The organism is Sphingomonas sp. NPDC019816, from assembly GCF_050274375.1.
In the GTDB taxonomy this organism is placed as follows: Bacteria; Pseudomonadota; Alphaproteobacteria; order Sphingomonadales; family Sphingomonadaceae; genus Sphingomonas.
Map to the genome: position 1 here is coordinate 18,959 of NZ_JBNNOB010000019.1, position 21,585 is coordinate 40,543.

Genomic DNA, 21,585 nt, shown 5'->3' on the forward strand with positions numbered 1-21,585 from the left:
GTCGGCGCGTGAACGAAGCTTTGCGGTCGGCTTGCTCCGCCGCGCCGGCGCCGCAAAGAGCTGATGGGACTGACGTTTGCGAACCATGGCGTTGAGGGTGACAAGGATTTGTCCGGCGGCGGCGAATGGAAAAGGGGACACGGACCAGTGTGCCCTGGCTACGACTGGGCACATCGCATGGCCGGGGAACTGGGAAGATCGGTCGGCAGCTCACGACCGAACGCCATGCCCGTGGCGATGCCACGGCATGCCGGCAAACTTTCTTTCCGCGCTGGGCAAGGCAGAGGACGAGACACGCTTGCGACGCTTGCGCGACCGGCTCGTCCAATCTTTGCGCTATTCCATGAGACGCGCGCGGGGCGCGGCATAACCGCAGGGCGGAAGGCTAATCCTCGCGAATGTCAGGATAGCTGTAGGGGGAGGGGCATCGTCCGCCGTGCCGGTGGCGAAGACCGCTATGTCTCCCGGAAACACTTCCGCCCTGGCCCAACGGTCCCAGCCGATATGGATGAAGTCGGGCGGACCGAACACCTGCACCGCGCGGGTATATTCGTCACCGCGAAAACCCACGAAGTGCAGGGCCATGAGCCGGTCTAGACGCCCTGGCGGCGTGCGCCGGTGATCATGCGGCGGGCGATGTCGCGCACCGCGTCGTCGTCCTTGTCCGCGCCGTCGGTCGGGTCGCCCAGATGGTCGAGGCTGGATTCGAGGAAGTCGAGCAGGCCGGGATGGTGCGCCTCGACATATTCCATCGTCTTGAACAGCAGATGTTCGGTCGCGATCTCGCGCCGGCGGGTCTGTACGGTCGGGTCGGTCATCGAAAAGGTCTCCTTGGTCGTTCAGGATTTGCGCGGTGCGGCAAGACGCGAGACGCCCCATCCCGCCAGCGCGCCGACGCCCGCCAGGCCCGAGGCGATGCCCAGCTTGAACAGGTCGCGCTGGCGCGACGTGAAGAATTCGCGGCGGTTGTCGATCGCGCGGTCGGTGCCGTCGCCGTCAATGCGCGCGGGGCCGGGGACGGGCTCGGTCAGGTTGCCGGGCTTCTCGCCGATCGGCCCGCCCAGCTGGTCCTTGGCGAAGCTCGCCGCCTGGCGATCGGCGAAACCGGGGGCGAGCGCCTGCGCGATCGCCATCTGGAAGGTCGAGCGGCCGACCCAGATTTCCCGCTCGGGCTTGTCGATCGCCGCGACGATCGCCTCGGCGCAGAGCCGGGGGTCGAACAGCGGGTCGGGCAGGATCTGTTCGCGCCCGGTATGGTTGCGCGCCCAGCCGGGTTGCGGTGTGTTGACGGCGGGCAGATAGACGACACTGAGGCTCACCGGCACCTCGTCCGCGATCAGCTCGGCGCGCAGCGAGTCGGTAAAGCCCGAGACGGCGAACTTGGCCGCGCAATAGGCGGCCTGTAGCGGCACCGCGCGGATGCCCAGGCCCGACGACACCTGGACGATCGCACCACGCCGGCGCGGCTTCATGTGCCGTAGCGCCGCCAGCGTGCCATGCACCTGGCTGAGATAGGTGGTGGCGGTCACGCGCGCATATTCCTCGGCGCTGATCCGGTCGGCGGGGGCGACGACGGTCGACATGGCGTTGTTGACCCAGGCCGTGATCGGGCCCAGCTCGCGCTCGATCCGGTCCGCCGCGGCGTCCACCGCGCCCGCATCGGCGACATCGGCGCTGATCGCCAGCACCTGTCCGCCGTGGCGGGCCAGCATCGCCCGCGCTTCCCCCAGCCGCTTCGCATCGCGCGCGAGGATCGCGACATTCCATCCGGCCTTTGCCAGCCGCTCGGCGGTCGCCAGGCCGATGCCCGCGCTGCCGCCCGTTACCACCGCCGTGCCTGTCATCGTCGATCCTTTCCCATTGCCCTTGCCGGACGCGCGTGGCGGGGAATGGTTTCCGGGGACGGGCAACGCGCTGGCGGCGGCGACCGTGAAGGACCGCCGCCCAGGCCGGAAGCACGCGGCGAATATGCTATTGCAGCGGGGCCTGCGTGTAATGCCGCATCAGACGGTCGGCATGTTCGCGCAGCAGGCTGGCCGCGCCGAGAACCTCCCCGCTATAGCCGTCGACCTCCTGCGCGCACGCCCCGATCTGGCGCGCGCCGCCCACCATATGGTCGATCTCCTCGCCGACATGGATGCGGGTCGTCGCCTGCAAGGCGGATGTCGCCTTGATCCGGTTCGAACTGCCGCGGACGTCGGCGACGCGCTCGGTCAGCAGCGCGCAGCGGTCGATCACGCGAGTCACCGTCCGTTCGATCGACCGCAGCTCGGTCAGGATGTGGTCGGTCGCGTCGGCGGTCAGGCCCGCCAGCTGGCGCACCTCGCTGGCGACCACCGAGAAGCCGCGGCCCGCATCGCCCGCACGCGCGGCCTCGATCGAGGCGTTGAGCGCGAGCATCTTGGTCTGCGAGGCGATGGACGATATCTCGCTGGCCACCGATCGGATGCCGTCCAGATGGACGGCCAGTCCCTCGGCGGCATGGCGCATCGTATTCGTATCCTCGCCGGCCCGTTCGATATCGACCGAGGCGCTCACGATGCCCTTTTCGACATCATGGCCCAACAGCACCAGTTGGCGCACGCCCTGGCCCGCCGCGTCGGAGCGTACCGCCCCGGCCTTGGCCAGGTCCGTCAGCGATTTCGCCCTGCTGGCAAGATGCGAGGCCGCACCGTCCAGCCGGGCGGCGACGGCCAGCACCTGTTCGGCCTCGGCCTGACGCTCCAGCCGCTGGCGCCGCGTCACCAGCCGCTCCATCACCATGTCGGCCAGCATCGCCAGATGGATGCGCTCGGACGCGTCAAGCCCGTTCGGGCGCGGCTTGGGATCGAAGATGCACAAGGTGCCGATGTTGAACCCCGCCGGCGTCGTCAGCGGGGCCCCGGCATAGAAGCGGATGAACGGCGCGCCCAGCACCAGCGGATTGTTCGTGAACCGACCATCGGCATGCGCATCGGGCACGACCATCACGGCATCGCCCAGAATGGCATGTGTGCAAAAGGCGGCGTCGCGATCCGTCTCGCACACATCGATGCCGATGCCCGCCTTGAACCACTGACGGTCATCGTCGATCAGCGAGACGGTGCTGGTCGCCACGTCGAACATGCTTTGCGCCAGTCGGACGATGTCGTCGAACACACGCTCCGACGCGCTGTCCAGGACCTGGTAGGACACCAGTTCGGCCAGGCGCGCCGCCTCGTTGTCGGGCAGGGGAAAGGAGCGTTGGGTCACACCGGTTCTCGTATCGCGATCGTCGCAGGAAGGGGGCGGGCGGCGGACCGGTCCGTTATGACGGGATATTGAGGGACATATCGCGTGTCGACCATATTGCGCGGGGGCGGGGATGGGCCTTTAGGACGACGACCTTAACAAAAAATTCCGTCGTGCGGCGCGTGACACCCGCCCGGCCGGGGCCCCGGCTTCCGCCCGAGCCCACGCGACCGGATCACAGATCGTCGGCGACGACCCGCACGCCCCGCGCGTCGAGCTTGTCCAGACGTGCCGGCAGCGTCCTGCTGATCGCCAGCAGCCGGGGGCGCGGTGCCTTTTTCCATTCGCGACATTCGGCCAGCGTCCGGCCGCATGCCACGCACCAGCCGGTTCGGCCGTCGAAGCGGCAGACGCTCACACAGGGGCTCTTCATGCGCGTGCGGCCCATGCGGTCATGCCGGGCCCGGCGGCGGCCGAGCCCCCGCGCGGGCGGCGCGGCCGGACGATCGGGGCCGCCACGGACTTGTCGCGCGTCACGGCAGCGCCGCCATCCTGCATGTTCATCATTCGCCGCCGAGTTCGCGCGCGATCGGGTAGCGAAGCGGATAGGGATGACCGGGACCGGCCTGCGCATAGAGCCAGGCGAGCCGTGCATCGGGATCGGCCGCGAATGCCGGCTCGGCGCGCAGCTTCTCGTCGAACCGGCGCCTGACTGCGGGGTCGGTCGCCAGCAGCCGTTCGCCGAGCGCCGCGAGCACGAAGGCATCGGTGCTGGGGGCGGGACCCAGCATTTCGGGGAAGAAGCCCCATGCGAGGAACGAATCCTGGCTTTCGGGCTCCAGCAGCGATGCGGCCAGCAGGCCCAGCGGCTGGTCGGCGGGAACGCGCACGCTGCCTTCGGGCATCACCATCTCCGCCACCTGATGGTCGAACCGGGCGGTGATCGGATACCGCCCCTCGATCGGTTGCGACAATCGGGGGTCGATCAGCCGGACGCGATCGAGGGCCAGCGTGCGCGGCGTCTGGATCGTCTCGAAACGGATACCGTGCAGACGCAGCCGTTCGGTCACGTCGTCATAGGCCGGCGGGATCCACCACGCCTTGGGCAGCCGGACCGTCTCGGTCGGTCGCTGGCCGATGATCGGCATGCGGAAGGTGACCGGCTTGCCGAGCCAGCGCTGCTCCTGCCGGCCCGAGGCGGGGGAAAGATAGGTGTCGAACGCCACGCCCTTGAAATTCTCGATCCACCCGATCGGGGTGGGGTCGGGCGTCCACCGGGTCAGCAACGCATCCGGCCGGCTCGCCCGGTCGGTCGCCTTGGCCGCCGCGATCCGCGCCGCATCTTGCGCGGCGATCTTCAGCGCGGCCTCCAGCAGGACATAGGTCCCCAACACCCGCTGACGATAGGGTTTGAGCATGTGATTCTCGACCAGCACGGTCGGCATGCCGATGAAATCGCCATAGCCGGTCGAATAGCGCGGCCCCTCGGGGGCATAGCGGATGCCCTTTTCGGGATGCCGCGTGTCGATCGGGCTGGGATAGATGATCGGTATATGCCCGGCCTTTGTCAGCGCCGCCTGGACGGCGGGGCCGAAGCGATCCTCCAGCCAGTCGGCGGTGGCGCGGTGCCGCGCATAGGTGCCCCACCCGGCATAGGTGAAGGTGATGTCATACTGCATGTCGAAGCCTTCGCTGACATGGCAGTCGATATAGAGGATCGGGTCCAGCGACCGGATCAAGCCGATCATCGTACGCGATTCGGGCGCATCCAGCTTGGCATAGTCCCGGTTGAGGTCGATGTTGCGCGCATTGGCGTCCCGCCCCTTCTCCGCCGGGCCGCGAACATGCGGGAAGTTGTAGGCACTCATCCGTTCGTGCCCGTCGATATTGTAGATGGGCACGAAGACCAGATCGACCTTGTCGAGAAGGCTGCCCTTCCCGCGCAGGGCGATGTCGCGCAGCAGCATCAGGCCGGCGTCCTTGCCGTCGATCTCGCCCGCGTGGATGCCACCCTGCACCAGCACCACCGGCTTGCCCGTTCCGCCCTTGCTGGCCCGGACATAGACCATCTCGCGCCCCTCTCCGGTGCGCCCGAAACCCTGCACGGTGATGAGCGGCGAGGCCGCGTCCAGGCGGGCGAGCCACGCACGGACCTCGGCATAGCGCGGCGTGGTGCGAAACGCCGATGCCTCGGCGGGGGTGATCCACGGGTCGTCGGCTTTGGCGACCAGGGCTTCGCTAGCGCCGGACCAGGGCAGCGCGGGCGGCAGCGTCGAGGGCGGTTGGGGCACCGTTCCCTGCGCGGCGAGCGTGGCGGGAATGGTCATCAGGATGGGGCCAAGGAAACGAGCGACATTCGGGTGCAAGGGGCGCCTTTCATAGGTGGGTGCCGATCCGCTGGGAGCGACCATATCGCCGGCATCGCGGCGCGGTGTCCATGGGATGGCGGTGTCCATGCCAAGTTGCTGTTGCGTTGCAGCGGAGCCTCTTTATGATACGTTGCAACATCCCGCAACATGGCGGCGCCCGTCCGTGCGCCCTATCCCGGAGTACCGATGTCTTTCCGTTTCCCACGTCCGCGGTCGCACATGTCCGCCGTCGCCTTCCTCGTCGCATTCGGCCTCGCTCCCTTTTCGGCGGAGGCCCAGGACGTGGCCGAACGGGATGATGACAGTGATATCGTCGTGCTCGGCACCCGCGACACGGTCGATCGGACGCAGTCGTCGGACCGCGTCACCGAACGCATGTCGCAGTCGAGCCGTTCGATCGAGCGCGACATCCTGGATGCGGCGGGGACATATCGGTTGAGCGACGCGCTCGAACTCGTCAGCGGGTTCAGCCAGCAGAACAACCGGGGTGGCGTGATCGACAATTTCGCGGTGCGCGGTTTTCTCGGCACGCCCGACGGGGGCGCCGAATATTATCTGAACGGCTTTCTCGCCAATCGCGGCATGGCCCCGCCGCGCGACCCCGCGACGACCGAACGGATCGAGGTGCTGAAGGGCCCGGCGGGTGCGCTGTTCGGTGACATCGACCCCGGCGGGCGGGTCAATATCGTGACGAAGGTGCCGCGCTTCACGCCGCACGCCAACGCGATGGTCAGCTACGGCTCGTTCGACACGCGGCGCGTCGAACTCGATGCGACGGGGCCGCTGACGCGCACGCTGGCGGCGCGGATCGTGGTCGCGGGTGAGGACAGCGACGGCTGGCGCGACACCGTCACCCTGTCGCGCCGGGTGGTCGCCCCTTCGCTGACCTGGCAGCCGAGCGAGGCGGTCCGCCTGACCTATTCGGGTGAGTTCAGCCGGTTCGATACGCCGTTCGATCGCGGCATCCCCGCCATCGACGGCGATGCCAACGCGCTGCCGCGGTCGAACTATTATGGCGAACCGTCGAATGGCATCACCCGGTCGCGCAACGACCAGCATCAGCTCACCGGCCTGGCGCAGCTGGGCGCGGGCTGGACGCTGAACGGGGGCATGGTGTGGCGGACGGGCACGCTGCGCGGCCTGTCGGCTGATCAGTCGCGGATCGTGGGCACCGCCCTGTGGCGGCAGCGTCGTTCCCGCGACTTCAGCGTCGACGACCTGTCGGCCCGGCTGGAGCTTGCCGGGCAGATCGGTCGGCACCGCGTCAGCGCGGGCATCAAGGGCTATCGCTTCTTCTATGGCGAGCGCTGGATGCGCATCAATCCCTCCGCCGCCGCGCCCTATGCGATCGACCTGTACGATCCGGTCTATGGATCGGTGGCGGCGCCGCTTCGTCCCTTTACCAACAATGACGAAAGCCGCTGGGCGGGGACCTTCTATGTCCAGGACATGTGGGACGTCACCGACCGGCTGACGCTGGTCGGCGGTGCACGGATCGATCCGTACCGCCAGAAGATCGTCAACAACAATACCGGCGGCGTCGGGCGCAATATCGACGAACCCGTCAACTTCCGCATCGGTGCGCGCTACCGCCTGACGGATGCGATCGCGGTCCATGCCAATTGGGGCGAGAATTTCTCGCTCAACACCGGCACCGATCGCAACGGCGCGGGCTTCGGCCCCGAAAAGGGGCGCGGCTATGAGGTCGGGGTCGCCGCCAAGCTGCCGGGTATAGATCTGGCCGCCACCTGGTTCGACATCCGCAAGCAGGACATCCTGACGACCGATCCGGTCGACCCGAACTTCCTGGCACCGGTCGGCAGCATCGTCAGCCGGGGCATCGAACTCGACGCGTCGGCCCGGCTCGGCAACCGTTGGCAGATCGTCGCCAACTATGCCTGGCTCGATGCGACGGCGGACGACGCGGCCTTTCCGACGCCGGACGTGCTGAACGTGCCCGAACATTCGGGCACGCTGCTGGTGGTGCATCGCATTCCGACGATGCGCGGCGACTGGCAACTGAGCGGCGGGGTCGCCTATGTCGGCGACCGGGCGGGATCGCTGACGGCCCGGCCGATCGTGCTGCCCGAATATGTGAAGGTGAAGGCGGCGGTCGAAATGCCGCTGGTCGAGGGGCTGCGCTTCCGCCTGGAGGCCGACAATCTGCTCGATCAACGCTATGCCGCCAGCTCGTACAGCGCCTTGTGGATCTATCCCGGTGCGCCCCGCACGGTGCGCGCATCGTTGCGACTGGCGATCTGACGAGGATGGCCGGGGCGGGGCCGGCGTTCGCCAAGCCCGCCTCGGCGAGCGTATAACCGGCCCCGCCTGTCATGAGATATTGTCTCGCCAGATGTCATGCCGCAAAGGGGCCGAAACCCGATCATCGAGGTATCCATGTCGACCCCATCCCCCGCACCGATCCTCATCGACAATCTGACGGTCGCCTATGGCGAGCATCGTGTCCTCGATGGACTGTCCCTGACGGTCGAATCGCACAGCATCACCGCGCTGCTGGGCGGGAACGGCGCGGGCAAGTCGACCACCTTGTCCACGTTGCTGGGTTTCACCCGCGCGCGCTCGGGGCGGATCGCGGTGTGCGACGTCGATCCGGGTACAGACCCCGACGCAGCGCGCCGCCACATCGCCTATCTGCCTGAGAATGTGGCGCTGTACGAGCATCTGTCGGCGGTGGAGAACGCCCAATATCTGCTGGCGCTCAGTGACGAGCGGCACGGACGCGACGCGATCGTCGAGGCGTTGCGCGCCGCCGGCCTGCAGGAACGTGCCTGGGACCAGCGGCTCGGCGGCTTTTCCAAGGGGATGCGGCAAAAGGTGGCGATCGCGGTCGCATTGCTGCGCGCGGTGCCCGTGCTGCTGCTCGACGAGCCGACCTCCGGCCTCGACCCGCGCGCGACGGCGGATTTCAACGCGTTGCTCTCCGCCGTGCGCGAACGCGGCACCGCCGTGCTGATGGTGACGCACGATCTGCTCAGCGCGGCCGACGTCGCCGACGCGATCGCCTTTCTGGAGGCGGGCCGCGTCACCCATCAGGTGGCGGCGAGCGGGGCCGAGCGGTTCGACGTGCGGGCGCTCCACGCCCGCTTCCAGATCGGCGGCGCGGCGGTCGCCGCATGAGGATCGTCCGCCTGATCGCCCGTGACGAGTTGCGGCTGATGCTGCGCAACCGCGTCGCGCTGATCGCCTTCGTGCTCATCGTGTTGCTGACCCTGGTCGCGGTCGCCAGCAGCTGGTCGCACCAGCGCAGCGTCGCCGAACTGCGCGAACGGCACCAGCACGAGGCCGAGCACGCCTTCGACGCGCAGCCCGACCGGCATCCGCACCGGATGGTGCATTACGGCCATTTCATCTTCCGCCCGCTCAGCCCGCTCGCCGCCTTCGATCCCGGCGTCGACGCCTTTACCGGCAACAGCATGTTCCTGGAGGGGCATCGCCAGAACACCGCCAATTTCGGCGATGTCCGGCAAAGCTCGCTGCTGATCCGGTTCGGCCAGCTGACGCCCGCCTTCGTGCTCCAGATCGTCGCGCCCCTGCTGCTGATCTTCCTGGGGTTCGGCAGCCTGGCGCGCGAGACGGAGCGCGGCACGTTGCGCCTGCTGATGCTGCAGGGTGCGACGCGGCGACAGGTGGTGGCGGGCAAGCTGCTCGCGCTGGGCGCCGTGGCGCTGGCGGCGGCGGCACCGGCCATGCTCGGCCTGCTGGTCATCGCCGGACAGCCCGGCGCGCTGGCGCTGCCGATGCTGGTGATCGCGCTCGGCTATCTCCTGTATCTCGGCCTGTGGGTGGTGTTGATCCTGTTCGTCTCCGCGGTGGTCGGGCGCAGCCGCGACGCGCTGCTGGTACTGGTCGCGCTATGGGCGGTCACGACCGTGCTGCTGCCCCGGGCGGTGCCCGACCTGGCGAGCGGCGCGGTGCCGCTTCAGAACCGGTTGCAGACCGACGTCGCGATCGCGCGTGACCTGCGGCGCATGGGCGACAGCCACAATCCCGACGATCCCCATTTCGCGCAGTTCAAACAGGCGCTGCTCGACCGTTACCACGTCACGCGGGTCGAGGACCTGCCGTTCAACTATAAGGGCCTGCTGGCGGTGGAGGGCGAACGGCTGACCTCTGAGCTGTTCGACCGATATGCCGGGCGCAGCTTCGCCGCGCAGACCCGGCAGAATGGCTGGGTGAACGCGGCCGGGCTGCTCAGTCCCGCCATCGCGCTGCGCGGGCTGTCGATGGCGGCGGCCGGCACCGACTTCGCCGCGCACCGCCGCTTCCTGGAACAGGCCGAGGCCTATCGCTACGGACTGGTTCAGCGACTGAACCGGATGCAGGCGCAGGATGTCAGCTTTGCCGATGACAGCGCCACCGATGCCGGGGCCGACCGTCGCAAGCGGATCGGCGCGGCACATTGGCGGGCGATCCCCGATTTCCACTTCGTCGCCCCCACGGGTGCGACGCTGGCGCGGGCGGCGCTGCCCGGCCTGATCCTGTTGAGCCTGTGGCTGGTCGCCGCCAGCGCCCTGCTGGCGCTGGCGACCCGCCGGTTGGGAGCACGCCGATGACCCTGTGGCGGCATGAACTTCGCCTGTTGCTGGGCCAGCGGCTGAGCGCTTTCGCCCTGATCCTGCTGGCGCTGCTGACGGTTGCGGCGGTGGGCACTGGCATGGCGGAGGTCGCGCGCCAGCGCGCCGCCATCGCCGCGATCCCCGCCGCGCAGGCCGAGGATATCGGCGCGGTCGCCGATTATGTCGACCGGACCAAGGACGCCGGCAGCGCGGCCTATTACAGCTTTTTCCCGACCTGGGACGCGCCCGCGCCGCTGGCCTTCGCCGCGCTGGGCATGCGCGACGTCGCGCCGCACATCCTCCGGGTGCGGTCGCTGGGGCTGGAAGCGCAGATCTATGACGGCGATATCTTCAATCCCGAGATCGCGCTGCCGGGGCGGTTCGACTTCGCCTTCGTGCTGGTGTTCCTGGCCCCCCTGTTCGTGATCGCCCTGTTTCACGACCTGAAGTCGGGCGAGCGCGAGGCGGGGCGGCAGCGTACGCTCGACGCGCTGCCGCGTGGCGGCGGGGCGTTGTGGCGCCGCCGCACCGGGCTGCGCCTGCTCCTCCTCTGGGCGGCGCTCGGCCTGCCCTTCGCGGTGGCGGCGCTGGTCGAGGGGGTGGCGTTCGGCATCATCCTGCTCGTGCTGGGGGTGATCCTGGCCTATCTGTTGTTCTGGATCGCGCTGGCGGCCCTGGTCGGGTGGCTGCGCTGGTCCTCGGTCGCCAATGCCGCGACGCTGGCCGCCGCCTGGCTGGTGCTGGTGCTGATCGTGCCGACCCTGGGCAATGTCGTCATCGACAGGGTCATCCCCGTGGGGCAGGGGGCCGAGATCGCGCTCGCGCAGCGGGAGATCGTCAACCATGCCTGGGACATTCCGCGCGGGGATACGATGCGGCGCTTCTACGCCACGCATCCTTCCCTGTCGGATTCGGCGCCGCTGGGGGCGGCGTTCCATTACAAATGGTATCTCGCCTTCCACCAGAATGGCGACGACGCCGTCGCGCCCAAGGTGCGCGCCTATCGCGCGGCGTTGGAGCGGCGCGACCGCGCGGGGCGGGCGTTCGGCTGGGTGCTGCCCTCGGTGGGGGTACAGGCGCTGCTGACCCGGCTGGCGCGGACCGACCTGACGGCGCAACTGGCCTATCAGGATCGCATCCGCGCCTTCCACGCCCGGCTGCGCGACTTCTTCTATGGCTATGTCTTTTACGACCGGCCGTTTGGCCGAGCGGATTTCGGGCGCGTGCCGCGCTTCGACGACCGGGCGGGGGGCTGAACGCGGCCCTGCGACGGGATGGAAGCGCATCCGGTGGCATGCGGCACGAGACAGGGCTGCCGCCGGGCGGTATGAGCCGCCGATGGCCCGGTTGCTCCTGTTCAACAAACCCTTTGGCGTGCTGTCGCAATTCACCGATCGCGGATCGCCGACGGCCCGGTCGACCCTGTCGGACTTCATTGCGGTGAAGGGCGTCTATCCCGCCGGCCGGCTCGATCGCGACAGCGAGGGGTTGCTGCTGCTATGCGACGACGGGCGGCTTCAGGCGCGCATCGCCGATCCCCGCTTCAAGATGCCCAAGACCTACCTCGTGCAGGTCGAGGGCGATCCGCAGGAGCCGGAGCTGGCGCGCCTGCGGCAGGGTGTCCGGCTGAAGGACGGCATGACCCTGCCCGCCGAGATCGCGCGGATCGACGCGCCAGAGCTGTGGCCGCGCGACCCGCCGATCCGCGAGCGCAAGACCGTCCCCGACGCCTGGCTGAGCATCACCATCCGCGAAGGACGCAACCGGCAGGTGCGTCGCATGACGGCCGCGGTCGGGCTGCCCACGCTGCGGCTGGTCCGCTGGGCGATCGGCGACTGGTCCGTCGCCGGGATCGCGCCGGGCCGGTTCGAGACGATGTCCGGCGTAGGGCTAGGGTAACGGCGCAGCCTGTGGCACAGGCTCCGATCAGACGGGGCCCGACAGTCCGTCCGGCATCCGGCGGCGCCGGACGGATGGGGCAGGGGCCCATCGGCAGGGTTTTGGATTTCTCATGAATTATCGCCACTCCTTCCATGCGGGCAACAGCGCCGATGTCGTGAAGCACAGCCTGCTGATCGCACTCGTCCGGGCGTTGCAGCAAAAGCCGGGCGGGTTGACGCTGATCGACACCCATGCCGGGTGCGGGCTCTACGACCTGGGCGGCGAGCAGGCGCAGCGAACCGGCGAGGCGGCGCACGGCGTGCTGCGGGCCTTCGCCGACCCGGACCCCCTGCTGGAGGATTATCGGTCCGCCGTACGCGCGGTGAATGTGGGGGCGGAGCCGCATCTCTACCCCGGCTCGCCGCAGGTCCTGGCACGGCTCCTGCGCCCGCAGGATGTGCTGATCCTGAACGAGAAGCATCCCGAGGACGCGAAAACCCTGCGCGGCGCGATGCGCGGTACACCGGCGGCCGTGCATGAGCGCGACGCCTATGAACTCTGGCTGGCGATGTTGCCCACCCGTACGCCGCGCGGCGTGGTGGTGGTCGATCCGCCGTACGAGCAGACCGACGAACGCGACCGCATCGTCGCCACGCTGGCGGCGGCGCACCGCAAATGGGCGCATGGCGTGACCGTGATCTGGTATCCGCTGAAGGACCGCGCGACGCATCAGCGGTGGAAGGGGCAGCTGCACCGGCTCGGCATCGCCAAGTTCCTGTCGGTGGAGCATTGGCTGTACGATGCCGACCAGCCGGGCATCTATAACGGCGCGGGCCTCTTCATCATCAATCCGCCCTATGCCTTCACCCAGGCGCTTGCCCCCCTGCTCGAAGCGCTGCGCGCCGCGTTGGCGCCGGAGGGGCATCGGGGCGAGATCACGGCCGAATGGCTGCGCGCCTGAGGCGCCGCCGCTTCATGTCACGGCCCTGCGCACGGAATGTTCGGGCCGCCGCCATTCCTCGTCGGCCATGATGCGCGCGATCGTTTCGACCGCCATCCACACATCCTTGAAACGCGTATAGAGCGGGGTGAAGCCCAGCCGCAGCGCGTCGGGCGCGCGAAAGTCGCCGATCACGCCGTGAGCGATCAGGGCCTGGCAGATCGGATAGGCATCCGGGTGCCGATAGGACACATGGCTGCCGCGCCGGGCCGGATCGCGCGGGGTCATCAGTTCGAAACCGAACCGCGCGCAGCGTTCGTCCATGAGGGCGATCATCGTGTCGCACAGCGCCCGGGACTTGGCCCAGAGCCGGTCCATATCGACCTCGGCGAAGATCGATACGCCTTCCTCCAGAGCCGCCAAGCTGAGGATCGGGGGCGTTCCGCACAGGAAGCGGCCGATGTCGGGCGCCGGACGATAGTCATCGCCGAAATCGAACGGCGCGGCATGGCCGAACCAGCCCGACAGGGGGGAGCGGAGCGCGGCGTGATGGCGGGCCGCGACATAGAGGAACGCGGGCGCACCGGGGCCGCCGTTGAGATACTTGTATCCGCAGCCGATCGCGAGATCGACGTCACAACCGGCCAGGTCGACCTCGACGGCGCCCACGCTGTGGCTGAGGTCCCACAGGATGAGCGCGCCTTTGGCATGTGCGGCGCGGGTGATCGCGGCCATGTCATGCTTGTAGCCGGTCTTATAATGGACATGGGTCAGCAGGACGACCGCCACGTCCTTGTCGATGGCGTCGACGATCCGGTCCGGCGTCGCGGTCCTCACCTCGGTCCCCTCCACCGTCCAGGCGGCGCCGTCCGCCATGTAGAGATCGGTGGGGAAGTTGCCCGGCTCGGACAGGATGACGTGACGGCCGGGACGCGCCTTCAGCGCGGCGACGAGCAGCTTGTAGATGTTCACGGATGTCGAATCGGCGACGACGACGCAATCGGGCCGCGCGCCGATCAGCGGTGCGATCCGGGCACCGACGCGGCGGGAAGCGCTGGCCCAGTCATGGGTGTTCCACGACCCGATCAGCCCTTGCCCCCATTGCTCCGTGACGACATCGTTCAACCGCGCGGGGGTGGTCGCCGGCAGCGCGCCGAGCGAATTGCCGTCGAGATAGATCGTGTTCCTCGGCAAGAGGAACCGTTCGCGCATGGGTGCAAGCGGATCGGCCGCGTCGCGCGCCCGAATATCGGACAGGTTAATGTCGCTCATGCCGAAAACGCCCGCAGAACGGCGCGCACGGGCGAGGCATCGAGCCCGGCGAGCTTGAGGGGCAGCGCGATCAGCTCGTAATCCCCGGCCGCCACGTCATCGAGGACCAGCCCCTCCAAAATCCGCATGTCCGTTTCCCGCACCGCGTGATGCGCGGCGAGCGTCTTGGAATCCTGCGGATCGATCGAGGGCGAATCGATACCCACCAGCACCACGCCGCGCGTGGCCATCAGCCGCACCGCGTCGGGATCGATCACGGTGAAGTCTGACGCCCAGCGATCATGGGGAAAACGGTCATAGGTCCTGAAGAGCAGTCGCGTGACGGGGCCGGTCGTCGCGGATGGGGTCAGCGCCGCCGCGACCATCGCGGGCGTCACGATGCCGCCTTGGCCGCGAACGTCGATGACGCGGGCATGGCCGATATAGGCGGACAGATCGACCTCGGCCATCGCCGCGCCGGCGGGGTCATAGTGCAGCGGTGCGTCGGCATGGGTGCCGCTATGGGTCGACAGGCGCATCGCCGCGACGTTGACGGGGCATTGCGGGCCATAGGTCCAGGTCCGCTCCGCCGAAAAGCCGGTGTCGCCGGGCCATACCGGCAGGGCGGGTGACAATGTCTGGGATATATCCTTCACGAAGGTCATGGCCGGCCTCATAATTTGGTTCGCACCGTCAGGAGTTCGGGAAAGAACACCTGATCGATGACCTTGGCGAGATAGGGAACGCCGGCGGTGCCGCCCGTGCCCCGCTTGAATCCGATGATCCGCTCGATCGTCTTGAGATGGCCGAAGCGCCAGATCTGCAAGCGATATTCCAGGTCCACGAACTTCTCGGCCAGCTCGTACAGGTCCCAGTACGTTTCTGGATCGGCATAGACCCGCCGCCACGCCGCCTCGACCTCGGGAGAGGCGACATAGGGCTGGCGCCAGTCACGCTCCAGCCGGTCGGCGGGAATGGCGAAGCCGCGACGGGCCAAAAGCCGCAACGCCTCGTCATACAGGCTGGTCCGCGACAGCGCTTCGGTGAGGACCGCCTGCGCCTCGGGCGAACCCTGATGTGCGGCCAGCATCGCGGCGTTCTTGTTGCCCATCATATATTCGAGCAGCCGGTACTGGACCGACTGGAATCCCGAACTGCCGCCCAGACGGTCGCGCATCGCCGTATAGTCGGCGGGCGTGATGGTGGCGAGCGTCTCCCAGCTCTGGATCAGTTGCTGCTGCACCCGGGCGACGCGGGCCATCATCTTGAACGCGACATGCGTGCGATCGTCGATCAGCGCACACCGCGCGGCCTCCAGTTCGTGAAGGCACAGCTTGATCCACAGTTCGGAGGTCTGGTGGATCACGATGAACAGCAGTTCGTCATGCGCATCGGACAAGGGCGTCTGACACGTCAATATCTCGTCGAGCCGCAGATAGCTGGTATAGGTGGGCCCGCTGAGGGGCGGCGCCGGATGATCTGACTGCCTGCTTTCCATGGATACAGGGTAGCCCGATCAAGGCCAAACATTGTTCGCAATCGTTGGGCGCTATCGGCGGTGGCACCTGACGATGTTCGGCCTTTTGGTATCCGTGGCGAACGTTACCATGTCGCTTTTGCCGCAGGTTTTCGACGGGAGCGATCAAGCATGGACAGGGTCGATCTGGAGCTTCTGGCGGCGTTGGAGGCGCATGGTCGCCAGTCCTTCGCGACGCTCGGCGACGCCAGCGGCCTTTCGAAGACCTCGTCCTGGGCGCGGGTGCAGGCGATGGAGCGCGCCGGGGTCATCACCGGCTATCGCGCGGTCCTGGAACCATCGGCGCTCGGCTTGCCGTTGAGCGCCTATGTCTCCGTCATCATCGACCCCACCCGCCGCGATGCGTTCGAGCGCGCCGTGACGGACAATCCCGCGATCGTCGAATGTTCGACGGTCGCGGGTGAGGCGGACTATCTGCTGAAGATCGTGTGCACTGATGTCGGCGCCCTGGACGAAATGCTGCGCAGCGGCATCTCGCTCCTCCCCGGACTGCAGCGATCATCCACCACCATCTGCCTCAAGACCCTGAAGTCCGGCGGTTCTCTGGTGGCCGCCGCACGCGAACTGAAAGGCGGTGCCAGCGGCGGGCGGGGTATGGGCGGTCAGTGAAAGGTGCGCCCGTCCGTTTGCGGGTCGGCGGGATCTTCCAGAAGCTCGCCGGAGATGGGCGTCGTTCGGGGCAGTACCTGATAGGATCGCTGGTTTTCAGGCGGCACCACATCCCCCGCCCAGCGCCGCCACATGCCGAACAGGAACACGCCCCCGGCCAGGACCGCGAAGACCTGGAACAGGCCGGGTGGGCCGAGGGCGACCATGACGGACGACCCGATCAGCGGGCCGGTCGCCGCCCCGACCGAATAGACGAAGACCAGGCCCCCGGTCGCGCTGATCCGCTCCTTCGGCATCAACTGGTCGTTCGCATGGGCGATGCACAGCGGATAGAGCGCGAAGCTCGCACCGCCGAACAGACCGGCCAGGATCAGCCCTGCGCCGATGGGGGTGAGCAGTGACAGGGCGAACGCACTGATGGCGGCGCCGGCGGTCGTGCCCACGATCACCGTGCGCCGGTCGAAGCGGTCCGACAGGCGCCCGAGCGGCCATTGCAAGGCGACGCCCCCCAGGATCACGATGGTCATGAAACCGGCGGTATCCGCGACGGACAGCCCCAGTTCGCCCGCATAGACGGGCCCCAGGCCATAGAAGGCGCCCAGCATGATGCCGGTCAGCGCGACCCCGATGATCGCCAGCGGCGAGGTGGAATAGAGGCGCCGGACCGACAGGGGCGCGGTGGTCGCCAGGGTGGGGGTGTTCATCCGGGTCAAGGCCACGGGCAGGACCGCGAGCGATATGAGGAGGGACGCCAGGATGAACGGCAAGCTCGACGTCGACCCGGCGACGTTCAGCAATTGCTGTCCGCCGCCCTGGCCCAGATACAGGGCGATCATATAGCCCGCCAGCACACCGCCGCGCGAGGGCCCCTCCGCCTGATCGTTGAGCCAGCTTTCGAGGCACACATACACGCCCGCGACACAACAGCCGTCGACGAAGCGCAGCGCGAGCCACAACAGCGGCTGCTCGGTCAGCGTGTACACCAGGGTGCTGGCCGACAGCAGGGAGACCACGACCGAGAATGTGCGGATATGACCGATCCGTTCGACCAGCCGGCCGATGCGCAACGCCCCGGCGGCCAGCCCCGCGAAATAGCCGGTGGCGATCACGCCGATCAGGACCGGGCTGGTCCCGCTCGCCTGAAGACGCACGCTGATGAGGGTGGTCAGGAAACCCGCGCCCAGCATGAACAGGAAGATCGCGGTCAAAAGGGTGCGGACCGGGGCGAGGGCTGATATCATGCCGGGACAATGGCACAGGCGATGGGGTGTTCCATGGTTCACCGCTTGCCAGGGCTGGTCATGCGACGGGTGCCGTCGCGGGGGGGGCGGCGTGTTCATGGCCGCAATACGGTGAAGCGTGAAATTACAGGGTCGTCCCGTGTCGTCCGGCGTGCCCTGACCCCGTCTCATTCATTTCCCATATTGGCGGTTATGGTAGACGGAGCCCCGCTTGGTCCATCGGTTACGAGGAAAGACATTGACGGGTATGATCCGGTCGACCTTCATCGGCACGCTTCTGGCGATGCTCATCGGGTTGGCGCATCCCGCATCGGCGCAATTCTATCTGAAGAACTACGACCATGCCGCGTCGCTCGCCGCCGATGGCTTGCCGGTGGTGGTCGAGCCGCTGCCCGGTGCGACGGACGGCGAGAATGATGCCGCGCTGATCTGGACGATGCGCGCCGCCCTCAACGTCGCGGCGCTGCAATGCCAGTTCGAGCCGACGCTGCTCGCCGACGGCAATTACAACGCGATGCTGGTCGACCATGTCGAGGAACTGGCGGCGGCCTGGACCCTGCTGGGCATGTATTTCGACCGGGTCAGCCCGACGCCACGGGACGGGCGCGATGCGCTCGATCGCTATGGCACGCGGCTCTATTCGCGCTTTTCGACGGTTCGGGCGCAATATGAATTCTGCCGGGTGGCGGGCTCGATCGGCGAGGAGATCCTCTTCTCGCCCCGCGCCCAGCTGGCGGTCGTGGCGGGCGCGCGCATGAACGAGTTGCGCAGCAGCCTGATCTATCGCGGCGAACAGCTGTTCGACATGCGCCAGAAGCGCGAGACCGTCACGCTCCCCCGGCTGGACGCGGCATGCTGGGATCGAAAGGCGCGCTGGCGCGACCGCACCTGCGGCCCGGACCCCTGGGCGAAGGCCCCGATACCGGGCGAGAGCGCGGGCACATAGCGACGCACCAGGCATCGCGGGCCGCCATCTGCGGATGGGGGGCTATTCGGCGTCGAGCCCGGCCTCCAGATCGTTCCAGATGTCCCGCGCGTCCTCCAGCCCGACGGACAGCCGGACCAGATCGGGCATCACGCCGTGCGCGATGAGTTGCTCCACCGGATAGGTCGAGTGGGTCATGCTGGCGGGGTGCTGGATCAGCGTCTCGGCGTCGCCCAGAGAGACGGCGCGGGTGATCAGCGTCAGTCGGTTCATCAACCGCTTGCCGCCCTCATAGCCGGCATGAAGCTGGAACGCGATCATGCCGCCGGGCAGCGCCATCTGACGCTTGGCCAGATCGCGCTGGGCGAAGCTGGCCAGCCCCGGATAATGAACGGCGCGTACCGCCGGATGCGCCTCCAGCCGGGTCGCGATTTGCTGCGCCGAGGCGGCATGGCGCTCCACGCGCAACTCCAGCGTCTTCAGTCCGCGCAGGATGAGCATGGCGTTGAACGGCGACAGGACCGCGCCCGTCATGTCCTTCAGGCCGAACAGGCGGATCTGCTGGATATCGGTCGCGCGGCCCAGCACGACGCCCGCCACCAGATCGCCGTGACCGCCCAGATATTTGGTCGCCGAATGTACGACGAAGTCCGCACCGAGCGTGATCGGTCGCGTGATGACGGGCGTGGAATAGGTGTTGTCGACCACCGTCCACGCGCCGCGCGTCTTGGCCAGTGCGCAGACCGCCGCGATATCCACCAGCCGCATGTTGGGATTGGCCGGCGTTTCGAAATAGACCAGCTTGGTGTCGGGACCGAACGCCGCCTCCACCGCCGCCAGATCGGTCATGTCGACATGGGTGACGCGAATGCCGAAACGACCCAGGCCATGCTGCATGAAGGCGAAGGTGCAGCCGTACAGCGTGATATCGGTCAGGATTTCGTCGCCGGGTTGGAGCAATGTCCAAAGCGTCGCGGTGATCGCGCCCATCCCCGATGCGGTCGCCAGCCCGGCCTCCGCGCCTTCGAGATGGGCGATCCGCCGCTCCAGCAGGTCGAGAGTGGGGTTGGAGATGCGGCTATAGACATGGCCCGGCGCTTCCCCTGCGAAGCGTGCCGCGCCGTCCTCTGCGCTTTCGAAAGCGAAAGTGGAGGTCAGATGCAGCGGCGGCGTCAGTGCGCCGTCATGGTCGAGTGGATCATAACCGTGATGGATCGCGGCCGTCGCGAAGCGCAGTTCGGCATGGTTCGTCATCTGAAGGGTATTCCTGTCGGTTGATGCCGCGTCATAGCGCGGCCGCGTCGGGCAAAAATTGCGTTCTCTACCAGGAAAGGCTGACCGATTGGCAGAATCTGCTACGTTTGGTCATGGACGCGAAAGACCGGCAGATCATCCGCCTGCTCCAGCAGGATGGGCGGCTCACCAACCAGCAATTGTCCGAACAGGTCAATCTGTCTCCCTCGCCATGCCTGCGCAGGGTGAGGTTGCTTGAGGAGGCGGGGGTGATCCAGGGCTATGCGGCCATTGTCGACCAGCGGCTGTACGGCCTGCCGGTCACCGCGTTCATCCGCGTCCGCCTCGAACGGCATGGCCGCGATCTGGTCCGCCAGTTCGAAGAGGCTATTCGCCAGCTCGACGAGGTCATGGACTGTCACCTCCTGACAGGCGATGCCGACTATCTATTGCGGGTCATCGTCGCCGACCTGGAAGCCTATGAGGTCTTCATCCGGCGCAAGATGCACGCGATCGCGGGTATCGCCAGTCTGGATACGACCTTCGCTTATGGCGTGGTGAAAAGCAGCCGCACCTTTCCGTCGGGCTGATCGCGCGCCCTTGAAGCGGACCTGCCGCTATACCGCGTAGCGTTGGCGATGGGCCGCTATACGGGCGCGGGCCTGTTCCATTTCCTGCACCTCGGTAGCGGCCAGAATCGCGTCCAGCACATTGGTGAGGTGCTGACGCATCGCCGCCCGCGCGGCATCCGAATCGCGAGCGACGAGCGCTTCATAGATCGCCAGATGATCCTCCATCCGCGGTACGACGCCGGCACCATGCGCCTTGTCACTGAGCAGGCGATATTGGGGCGAGCGCGAACGCGCGTTCCAAAGCATCTCGACGCTGGCGACCATCGCGCTGTTCTGGGTGGCGCGCGCGATCGTCTCGTGAAAACGCCGGTCAGCCTCCTCGGCCAGGTCGACATCCTCGCCGCGCAGCATCTCGACCAGCGTCCGCAGCTCGGCCAGGGTTTCGTCGTCGATTCGGGACGCGGCCAGCGCGCAGACTTCGCTCTCGATGGCGCGACGGGCTTCAAGAAGCTCGAAGGGGCCGATATCGGTCTCGCCGGCATGGCCGCTGCTGGGGGTCGCGGCGATGACATAGACGCCCGAACCCATCCGCACCTCGACCAGGCCGTCGAGTTCGAGCGCGATGATCGCCTCGCGCACCGTGGGACGAGAGACCGAATGCGCCTGGGCGAGATCGCGTTCGGAGGGCAGGCGCTGGCCCACGCCATATTCGCCCGACAGGATACGGGCACTGATCGCCCGCGCGACCCGCTCATAAAGGCGGCTGGTTTCGGTCTTTACGGCCATGACCGGAGCTTATGCGGCCTGACCAGTTGCTGCAAGCCGGCCGATCTCTCTCATGTTGCGTGAGGAGCCGGTACGACTTTGGCTGATTCGGTTGTACCAAACGAACCGATTCGGTGTCCGCAGCGCGGGTCGTGCCGCATGGTTCCCACCAGCGGGCGTACCTGTATCTCCACAAGTGCCTGTAATCCCGAGCATTTCCCGAATTTTTACGAAAAAGTGAAAAGGGCTGTTGACGGTTTGGTGTGAGGGCGCCTAGAGGGGTTTCACCGCAGCGGTGGTCCACGGGACTGCCGGCTGCAGCTACGACAGACTGGCACACTGAGCGCCCTGGGAACGGGGAGTGGTGGTGTTGCCGGTGATTTGTTGTCGGGGCTCTTTGACATTGTAGGTTAGATGAAGGGACATGCGGGCGGCGGCTTGGCGGTTGTTCGGGGCATTCAAGGTGCTTCGAGAT

The 21,585-nt window shown here is 67.5% G+C and carries 21 protein-coding genes; 9 read left to right on the forward strand and 12 right to left on the reverse strand.

Annotation, left to right across the window (positions count from 1 at the left end; all coding sequences use genetic code 11):
* Nucleotides 1-593: 593 nt before the first annotated feature.
* The 6 genes from ACQKJZ_RS04770 to ACQKJZ_RS04795 all read right to left on the reverse strand — a co-directional run bounded on the left by ACQKJZ_RS04770 (nucleotide 594) and on the right by ACQKJZ_RS04795 (nucleotide 5,537).
* Nucleotides 594-818, reverse strand: a complete 225-nt coding sequence (locus ACQKJZ_RS04770) for a hypothetical protein (protein WP_312489087.1) — start codon at nucleotides 816-818, stop codon at nucleotides 594-596.
* Nucleotides 819-839: 21 nt separating this feature from the next.
* On the reverse strand, nucleotides 840-1,844 hold the full coding sequence (locus ACQKJZ_RS04775; RefSeq protein ID WP_427730164.1) for an SDR family oxidoreductase: 1,005 nt from the start codon (nucleotides 1,842-1,844) through the stop codon (nucleotides 840-842).
* 127 nt (nucleotides 1,845-1,971) lie between these two features.
* A complete protein-coding gene (locus ACQKJZ_RS04780; protein ID WP_427730165.1) occupies nucleotides 1,972-3,231 on the reverse strand; it encodes a methyl-accepting chemotaxis protein in 1,260 nt (419 codons plus the stop codon).
* 214 nt (nucleotides 3,232-3,445) lie between these two features.
* The gene (locus ACQKJZ_RS04785; RefSeq protein WP_427730166.1) at nucleotides 3,446-3,628 is read right to left on the reverse strand and encodes a DUF1289 domain-containing protein; all 183 of its coding nucleotides are present in this window, start codon (nucleotides 3,626-3,628) and stop codon (nucleotides 3,446-3,448) included.
* Nucleotides 3,629-3,639: 11 nt separating this feature from the next.
* Nucleotides 3,640-3,777: a hypothetical protein gene (locus ACQKJZ_RS04790; protein ID WP_427730167.1), complete on the reverse strand. Its 138-nt coding sequence runs from the start codon at nucleotides 3,775-3,777 to the stop codon at nucleotides 3,640-3,642.
* Nucleotides 3,774-5,537 carry a M14 family metallopeptidase gene (locus ACQKJZ_RS04795; RefSeq protein ID WP_427730168.1) on the reverse strand — a complete coding sequence of 588 codons (1,764 nt, stop codon included), beginning with the start codon at nucleotides 5,535-5,537 and terminating at the stop codon, nucleotides 3,774-3,776. The genes ACQKJZ_RS04790 and ACQKJZ_RS04795 overlap by 4 nt, the downstream gene beginning before the upstream one ends.
* 261 nt (nucleotides 5,538-5,798) lie before the next feature.
* On the opposite strand from ACQKJZ_RS04795, the gene ACQKJZ_RS04800 reads away from it, so the two are divergent.
* The 6 genes from ACQKJZ_RS04800 (at nucleotide 5,799) to ACQKJZ_RS04825 (ending at nucleotide 12,998) form a co-directional block, all read left to right on the forward strand.
* Nucleotides 5,799-7,841, forward strand: a complete 2,043-nt coding sequence (locus ACQKJZ_RS04800; RefSeq protein ID WP_427730169.1) for a TonB-dependent siderophore receptor — start codon at nucleotides 5,799-5,801, stop codon at nucleotides 7,839-7,841.
* A 135-nt stretch (nucleotides 7,842-7,976) separates the two neighbouring features.
* Nucleotides 7,977-8,717: an ABC transporter ATP-binding protein gene (locus ACQKJZ_RS04805; RefSeq protein WP_427730170.1), complete on the forward strand. Its 741-nt coding sequence runs from the start codon at nucleotides 7,977-7,979 to the stop codon at nucleotides 8,715-8,717.
* A complete protein-coding gene (locus ACQKJZ_RS04810) occupies nucleotides 8,714-10,153 on the forward strand; it encodes an ABC transporter permease (protein WP_427730171.1) in 1,440 nt (479 codons plus the stop codon). The genes ACQKJZ_RS04805 and ACQKJZ_RS04810 overlap by 4 nt, the downstream gene beginning before the upstream one ends.
* Nucleotides 10,150-11,412 (forward strand): DUF3526 domain-containing protein, encoded by a 1,263-nt coding sequence (locus tag ACQKJZ_RS04815; RefSeq protein WP_427730172.1) that lies wholly within the window; start codon nucleotides 10,150-10,152, stop codon nucleotides 11,410-11,412. The genes ACQKJZ_RS04810 and ACQKJZ_RS04815 overlap by 4 nt, the downstream gene beginning before the upstream one ends.
* Before the next feature lie 82 nt (nucleotides 11,413-11,494).
* Nucleotides 11,495-12,055: a pseudouridine synthase gene (locus ACQKJZ_RS04820; RefSeq protein ID WP_427730173.1), complete on the forward strand. Its 561-nt coding sequence runs from the start codon at nucleotides 11,495-11,497 to the stop codon at nucleotides 12,053-12,055.
* A gap of 112 nt (nucleotides 12,056-12,167) precedes the next feature.
* The gene (locus ACQKJZ_RS04825) at nucleotides 12,168-12,998 is read left to right on the forward strand and encodes a 23S rRNA (adenine(2030)-N(6))-methyltransferase RlmJ (RefSeq protein WP_427730174.1); all 831 of its coding nucleotides are present in this window, start codon (nucleotides 12,168-12,170) and stop codon (nucleotides 12,996-12,998) included.
* Between the two features lie 12 nt (nucleotides 12,999-13,010).
* Here ACQKJZ_RS04825 and kynU read toward each other — a convergent pair whose 3' ends face one another.
* From kynU to ACQKJZ_RS04840, 3 genes are read right to left on the reverse strand one after another with little or no spacing between them, the layout of a single operon-like run.
* Nucleotides 13,011-14,249, reverse strand: a complete 1,239-nt coding sequence (gene kynU, locus ACQKJZ_RS04830) for a kynureninase (protein WP_427730175.1) — start codon at nucleotides 14,247-14,249, stop codon at nucleotides 13,011-13,013.
* Nucleotides 14,246-14,893, reverse strand: a complete 648-nt coding sequence (gene kynB, locus ACQKJZ_RS04835) for an arylformamidase (RefSeq protein WP_427730176.1) — start codon at nucleotides 14,891-14,893, stop codon at nucleotides 14,246-14,248. The genes kynU and kynB overlap by 4 nt, the downstream gene beginning before the upstream one ends.
* Nucleotides 14,894-14,901: 8 nt before the next feature.
* On the reverse strand, nucleotides 14,902-15,726 hold the full coding sequence (locus tag ACQKJZ_RS04840) for a tryptophan 2,3-dioxygenase (RefSeq protein ID WP_427730177.1): 825 nt from the start codon (nucleotides 15,724-15,726) through the stop codon (nucleotides 14,902-14,904).
* A 150-nt stretch (nucleotides 15,727-15,876) separates the two neighbouring features.
* Between ACQKJZ_RS04840 and ACQKJZ_RS04845 the strand changes: the two genes are divergently transcribed.
* On the forward strand, nucleotides 15,877-16,374 hold the full coding sequence (locus tag ACQKJZ_RS04845) for an Lrp/AsnC family transcriptional regulator (RefSeq protein WP_427730178.1): 498 nt from the start codon (nucleotides 15,877-15,879) through the stop codon (nucleotides 16,372-16,374).
* Here the strand turns inward: ACQKJZ_RS04845 and ACQKJZ_RS04850 are convergent.
* Nucleotides 16,368-17,615, reverse strand: a complete 1,248-nt coding sequence (locus ACQKJZ_RS04850; RefSeq protein ID WP_427730179.1) for an MFS transporter — start codon at nucleotides 17,613-17,615, stop codon at nucleotides 16,368-16,370. The genes ACQKJZ_RS04845 and ACQKJZ_RS04850 overlap by 7 nt on opposite strands.
* 238 nt (nucleotides 17,616-17,853) lie before the next feature.
* On the opposite strand from ACQKJZ_RS04850, the gene ACQKJZ_RS04855 reads away from it, so the two are divergent.
* A complete protein-coding gene (locus ACQKJZ_RS04855; protein WP_427730180.1) occupies nucleotides 17,854-18,561 on the forward strand; it encodes a hypothetical protein in 708 nt (235 codons plus the stop codon).
* Between the two features lie 42 nt (nucleotides 18,562-18,603).
* On the opposite strand, the gene ACQKJZ_RS04860 is transcribed toward ACQKJZ_RS04855, so the two are convergent.
* Complete coding sequence (locus ACQKJZ_RS04860) at nucleotides 18,604-19,794, reverse strand: methionine gamma-lyase (RefSeq protein ID WP_427730181.1); 1,191 nt, start codon at nucleotides 19,792-19,794, stop codon at nucleotides 18,604-18,606.
* Between the two features lie 23 nt (nucleotides 19,795-19,817).
* Between ACQKJZ_RS04860 and ACQKJZ_RS04865 the strand changes: the two genes are divergently transcribed.
* Nucleotides 19,818-20,363, forward strand: a complete 546-nt coding sequence (locus ACQKJZ_RS04865) for an Lrp/AsnC family transcriptional regulator (protein WP_427730182.1) — start codon at nucleotides 19,818-19,820, stop codon at nucleotides 20,361-20,363.
* Nucleotides 20,364-20,390: 27 nt separating this feature from the next.
* Here the strand turns inward: ACQKJZ_RS04865 and ACQKJZ_RS04870 are convergent, their stop codons facing one another.
* Complete coding sequence (locus ACQKJZ_RS04870) at nucleotides 20,391-21,131, reverse strand: FadR/GntR family transcriptional regulator (protein WP_312489972.1); 741 nt, start codon at nucleotides 21,129-21,131, stop codon at nucleotides 20,391-20,393.
* Nucleotides 21,132-21,585 lie beyond the last annotated feature (454 nt).

What these genes read in the sequence shown, in the direction of transcription:
- ACQKJZ_RS04770 (WP_312489087.1), bottom strand. Translation starts at nt 818, where the DNA reads ATGACCGACCCGACCGTACAGACCCGCCGGCGCGAGATCGCGACCGAA.
- ACQKJZ_RS04775 (WP_427730164.1), bottom strand. Translation starts at nt 1,844, where the DNA reads ATGACAGGCACGGCGGTGGTAACGGGCGGCAGCGCGGGCATCGGCCTG.
- ACQKJZ_RS04790 (WP_427730167.1), bottom strand. Translation starts at nt 3,777, where the DNA reads ATGATGAACATGCAGGATGGCGGCGCTGCCGTGACGCGCGACAAGTCC.
- ACQKJZ_RS04795 (WP_427730168.1), bottom strand. Translation starts at nt 5,537, where the DNA reads ATGACCATTCCCGCCACGCTCGCCGCGCAGGGAACGGTGCCCCAACCG.
- ACQKJZ_RS04800 (WP_427730169.1), top strand. Translation starts at nt 5,799, where the DNA reads ATGTCCGCCGTCGCCTTCCTCGTCGCATTCGGCCTCGCTCCCTTTTCG.
- ACQKJZ_RS04805 (WP_427730170.1), top strand. Translation starts at nt 7,977, where the DNA reads ATGTCGACCCCATCCCCCGCACCGATCCTCATCGACAATCTGACGGTC.
- ACQKJZ_RS04810 (WP_427730171.1), top strand. Translation starts at nt 8,714, where the DNA reads ATGAGGATCGTCCGCCTGATCGCCCGTGACGAGTTGCGGCTGATGCTG.
- ACQKJZ_RS04815 (WP_427730172.1), top strand. Translation starts at nt 10,150, where the DNA reads ATGACCCTGTGGCGGCATGAACTTCGCCTGTTGCTGGGCCAGCGGCTG.
- ACQKJZ_RS04820 (WP_427730173.1), top strand. Translation starts at nt 11,495, where the DNA reads ATGGCCCGGTTGCTCCTGTTCAACAAACCCTTTGGCGTGCTGTCGCAA.
- ACQKJZ_RS04825 (WP_427730174.1), top strand. Translation starts at nt 12,168, where the DNA reads ATGAATTATCGCCACTCCTTCCATGCGGGCAACAGCGCCGATGTCGTG.
- kynU (WP_427730175.1), bottom strand. Translation starts at nt 14,249, where the DNA reads ATGAGCGACATTAACCTGTCCGATATTCGGGCGCGCGACGCGGCCGAT.
- kynB (WP_427730176.1), bottom strand. Translation starts at nt 14,893, where the DNA reads ATGACCTTCGTGAAGGATATATCCCAGACATTGTCACCCGCCCTGCCG.
- ACQKJZ_RS04840 (WP_427730177.1), bottom strand. Translation starts at nt 15,726, where the DNA reads ATGGAAAGCAGGCAGTCAGATCATCCGGCGCCGCCCCTCAGCGGGCCC.
- ACQKJZ_RS04845 (WP_427730178.1), top strand. Translation starts at nt 15,877, where the DNA reads ATGGACAGGGTCGATCTGGAGCTTCTGGCGGCGTTGGAGGCGCATGGT.
- ACQKJZ_RS04850 (WP_427730179.1), bottom strand. Translation starts at nt 17,615, where the DNA reads ATGATATCAGCCCTCGCCCCGGTCCGCACCCTTTTGACCGCGATCTTC.
- ACQKJZ_RS04860 (WP_427730181.1), bottom strand. Translation starts at nt 19,794, where the DNA reads ATGACGAACCATGCCGAACTGCGCTTCGCGACGGCCGCGATCCATCAC.
- ACQKJZ_RS04865 (WP_427730182.1), top strand. Translation starts at nt 19,818, where the DNA reads ATGCCGCGTCATAGCGCGGCCGCGTCGGGCAAAAATTGCGTTCTCTAC.
- ACQKJZ_RS04870 (WP_312489972.1), bottom strand. Translation starts at nt 21,131, where the DNA reads ATGGCCGTAAAGACCGAAACCAGCCGCCTTTATGAGCGGGTCGCGCGG.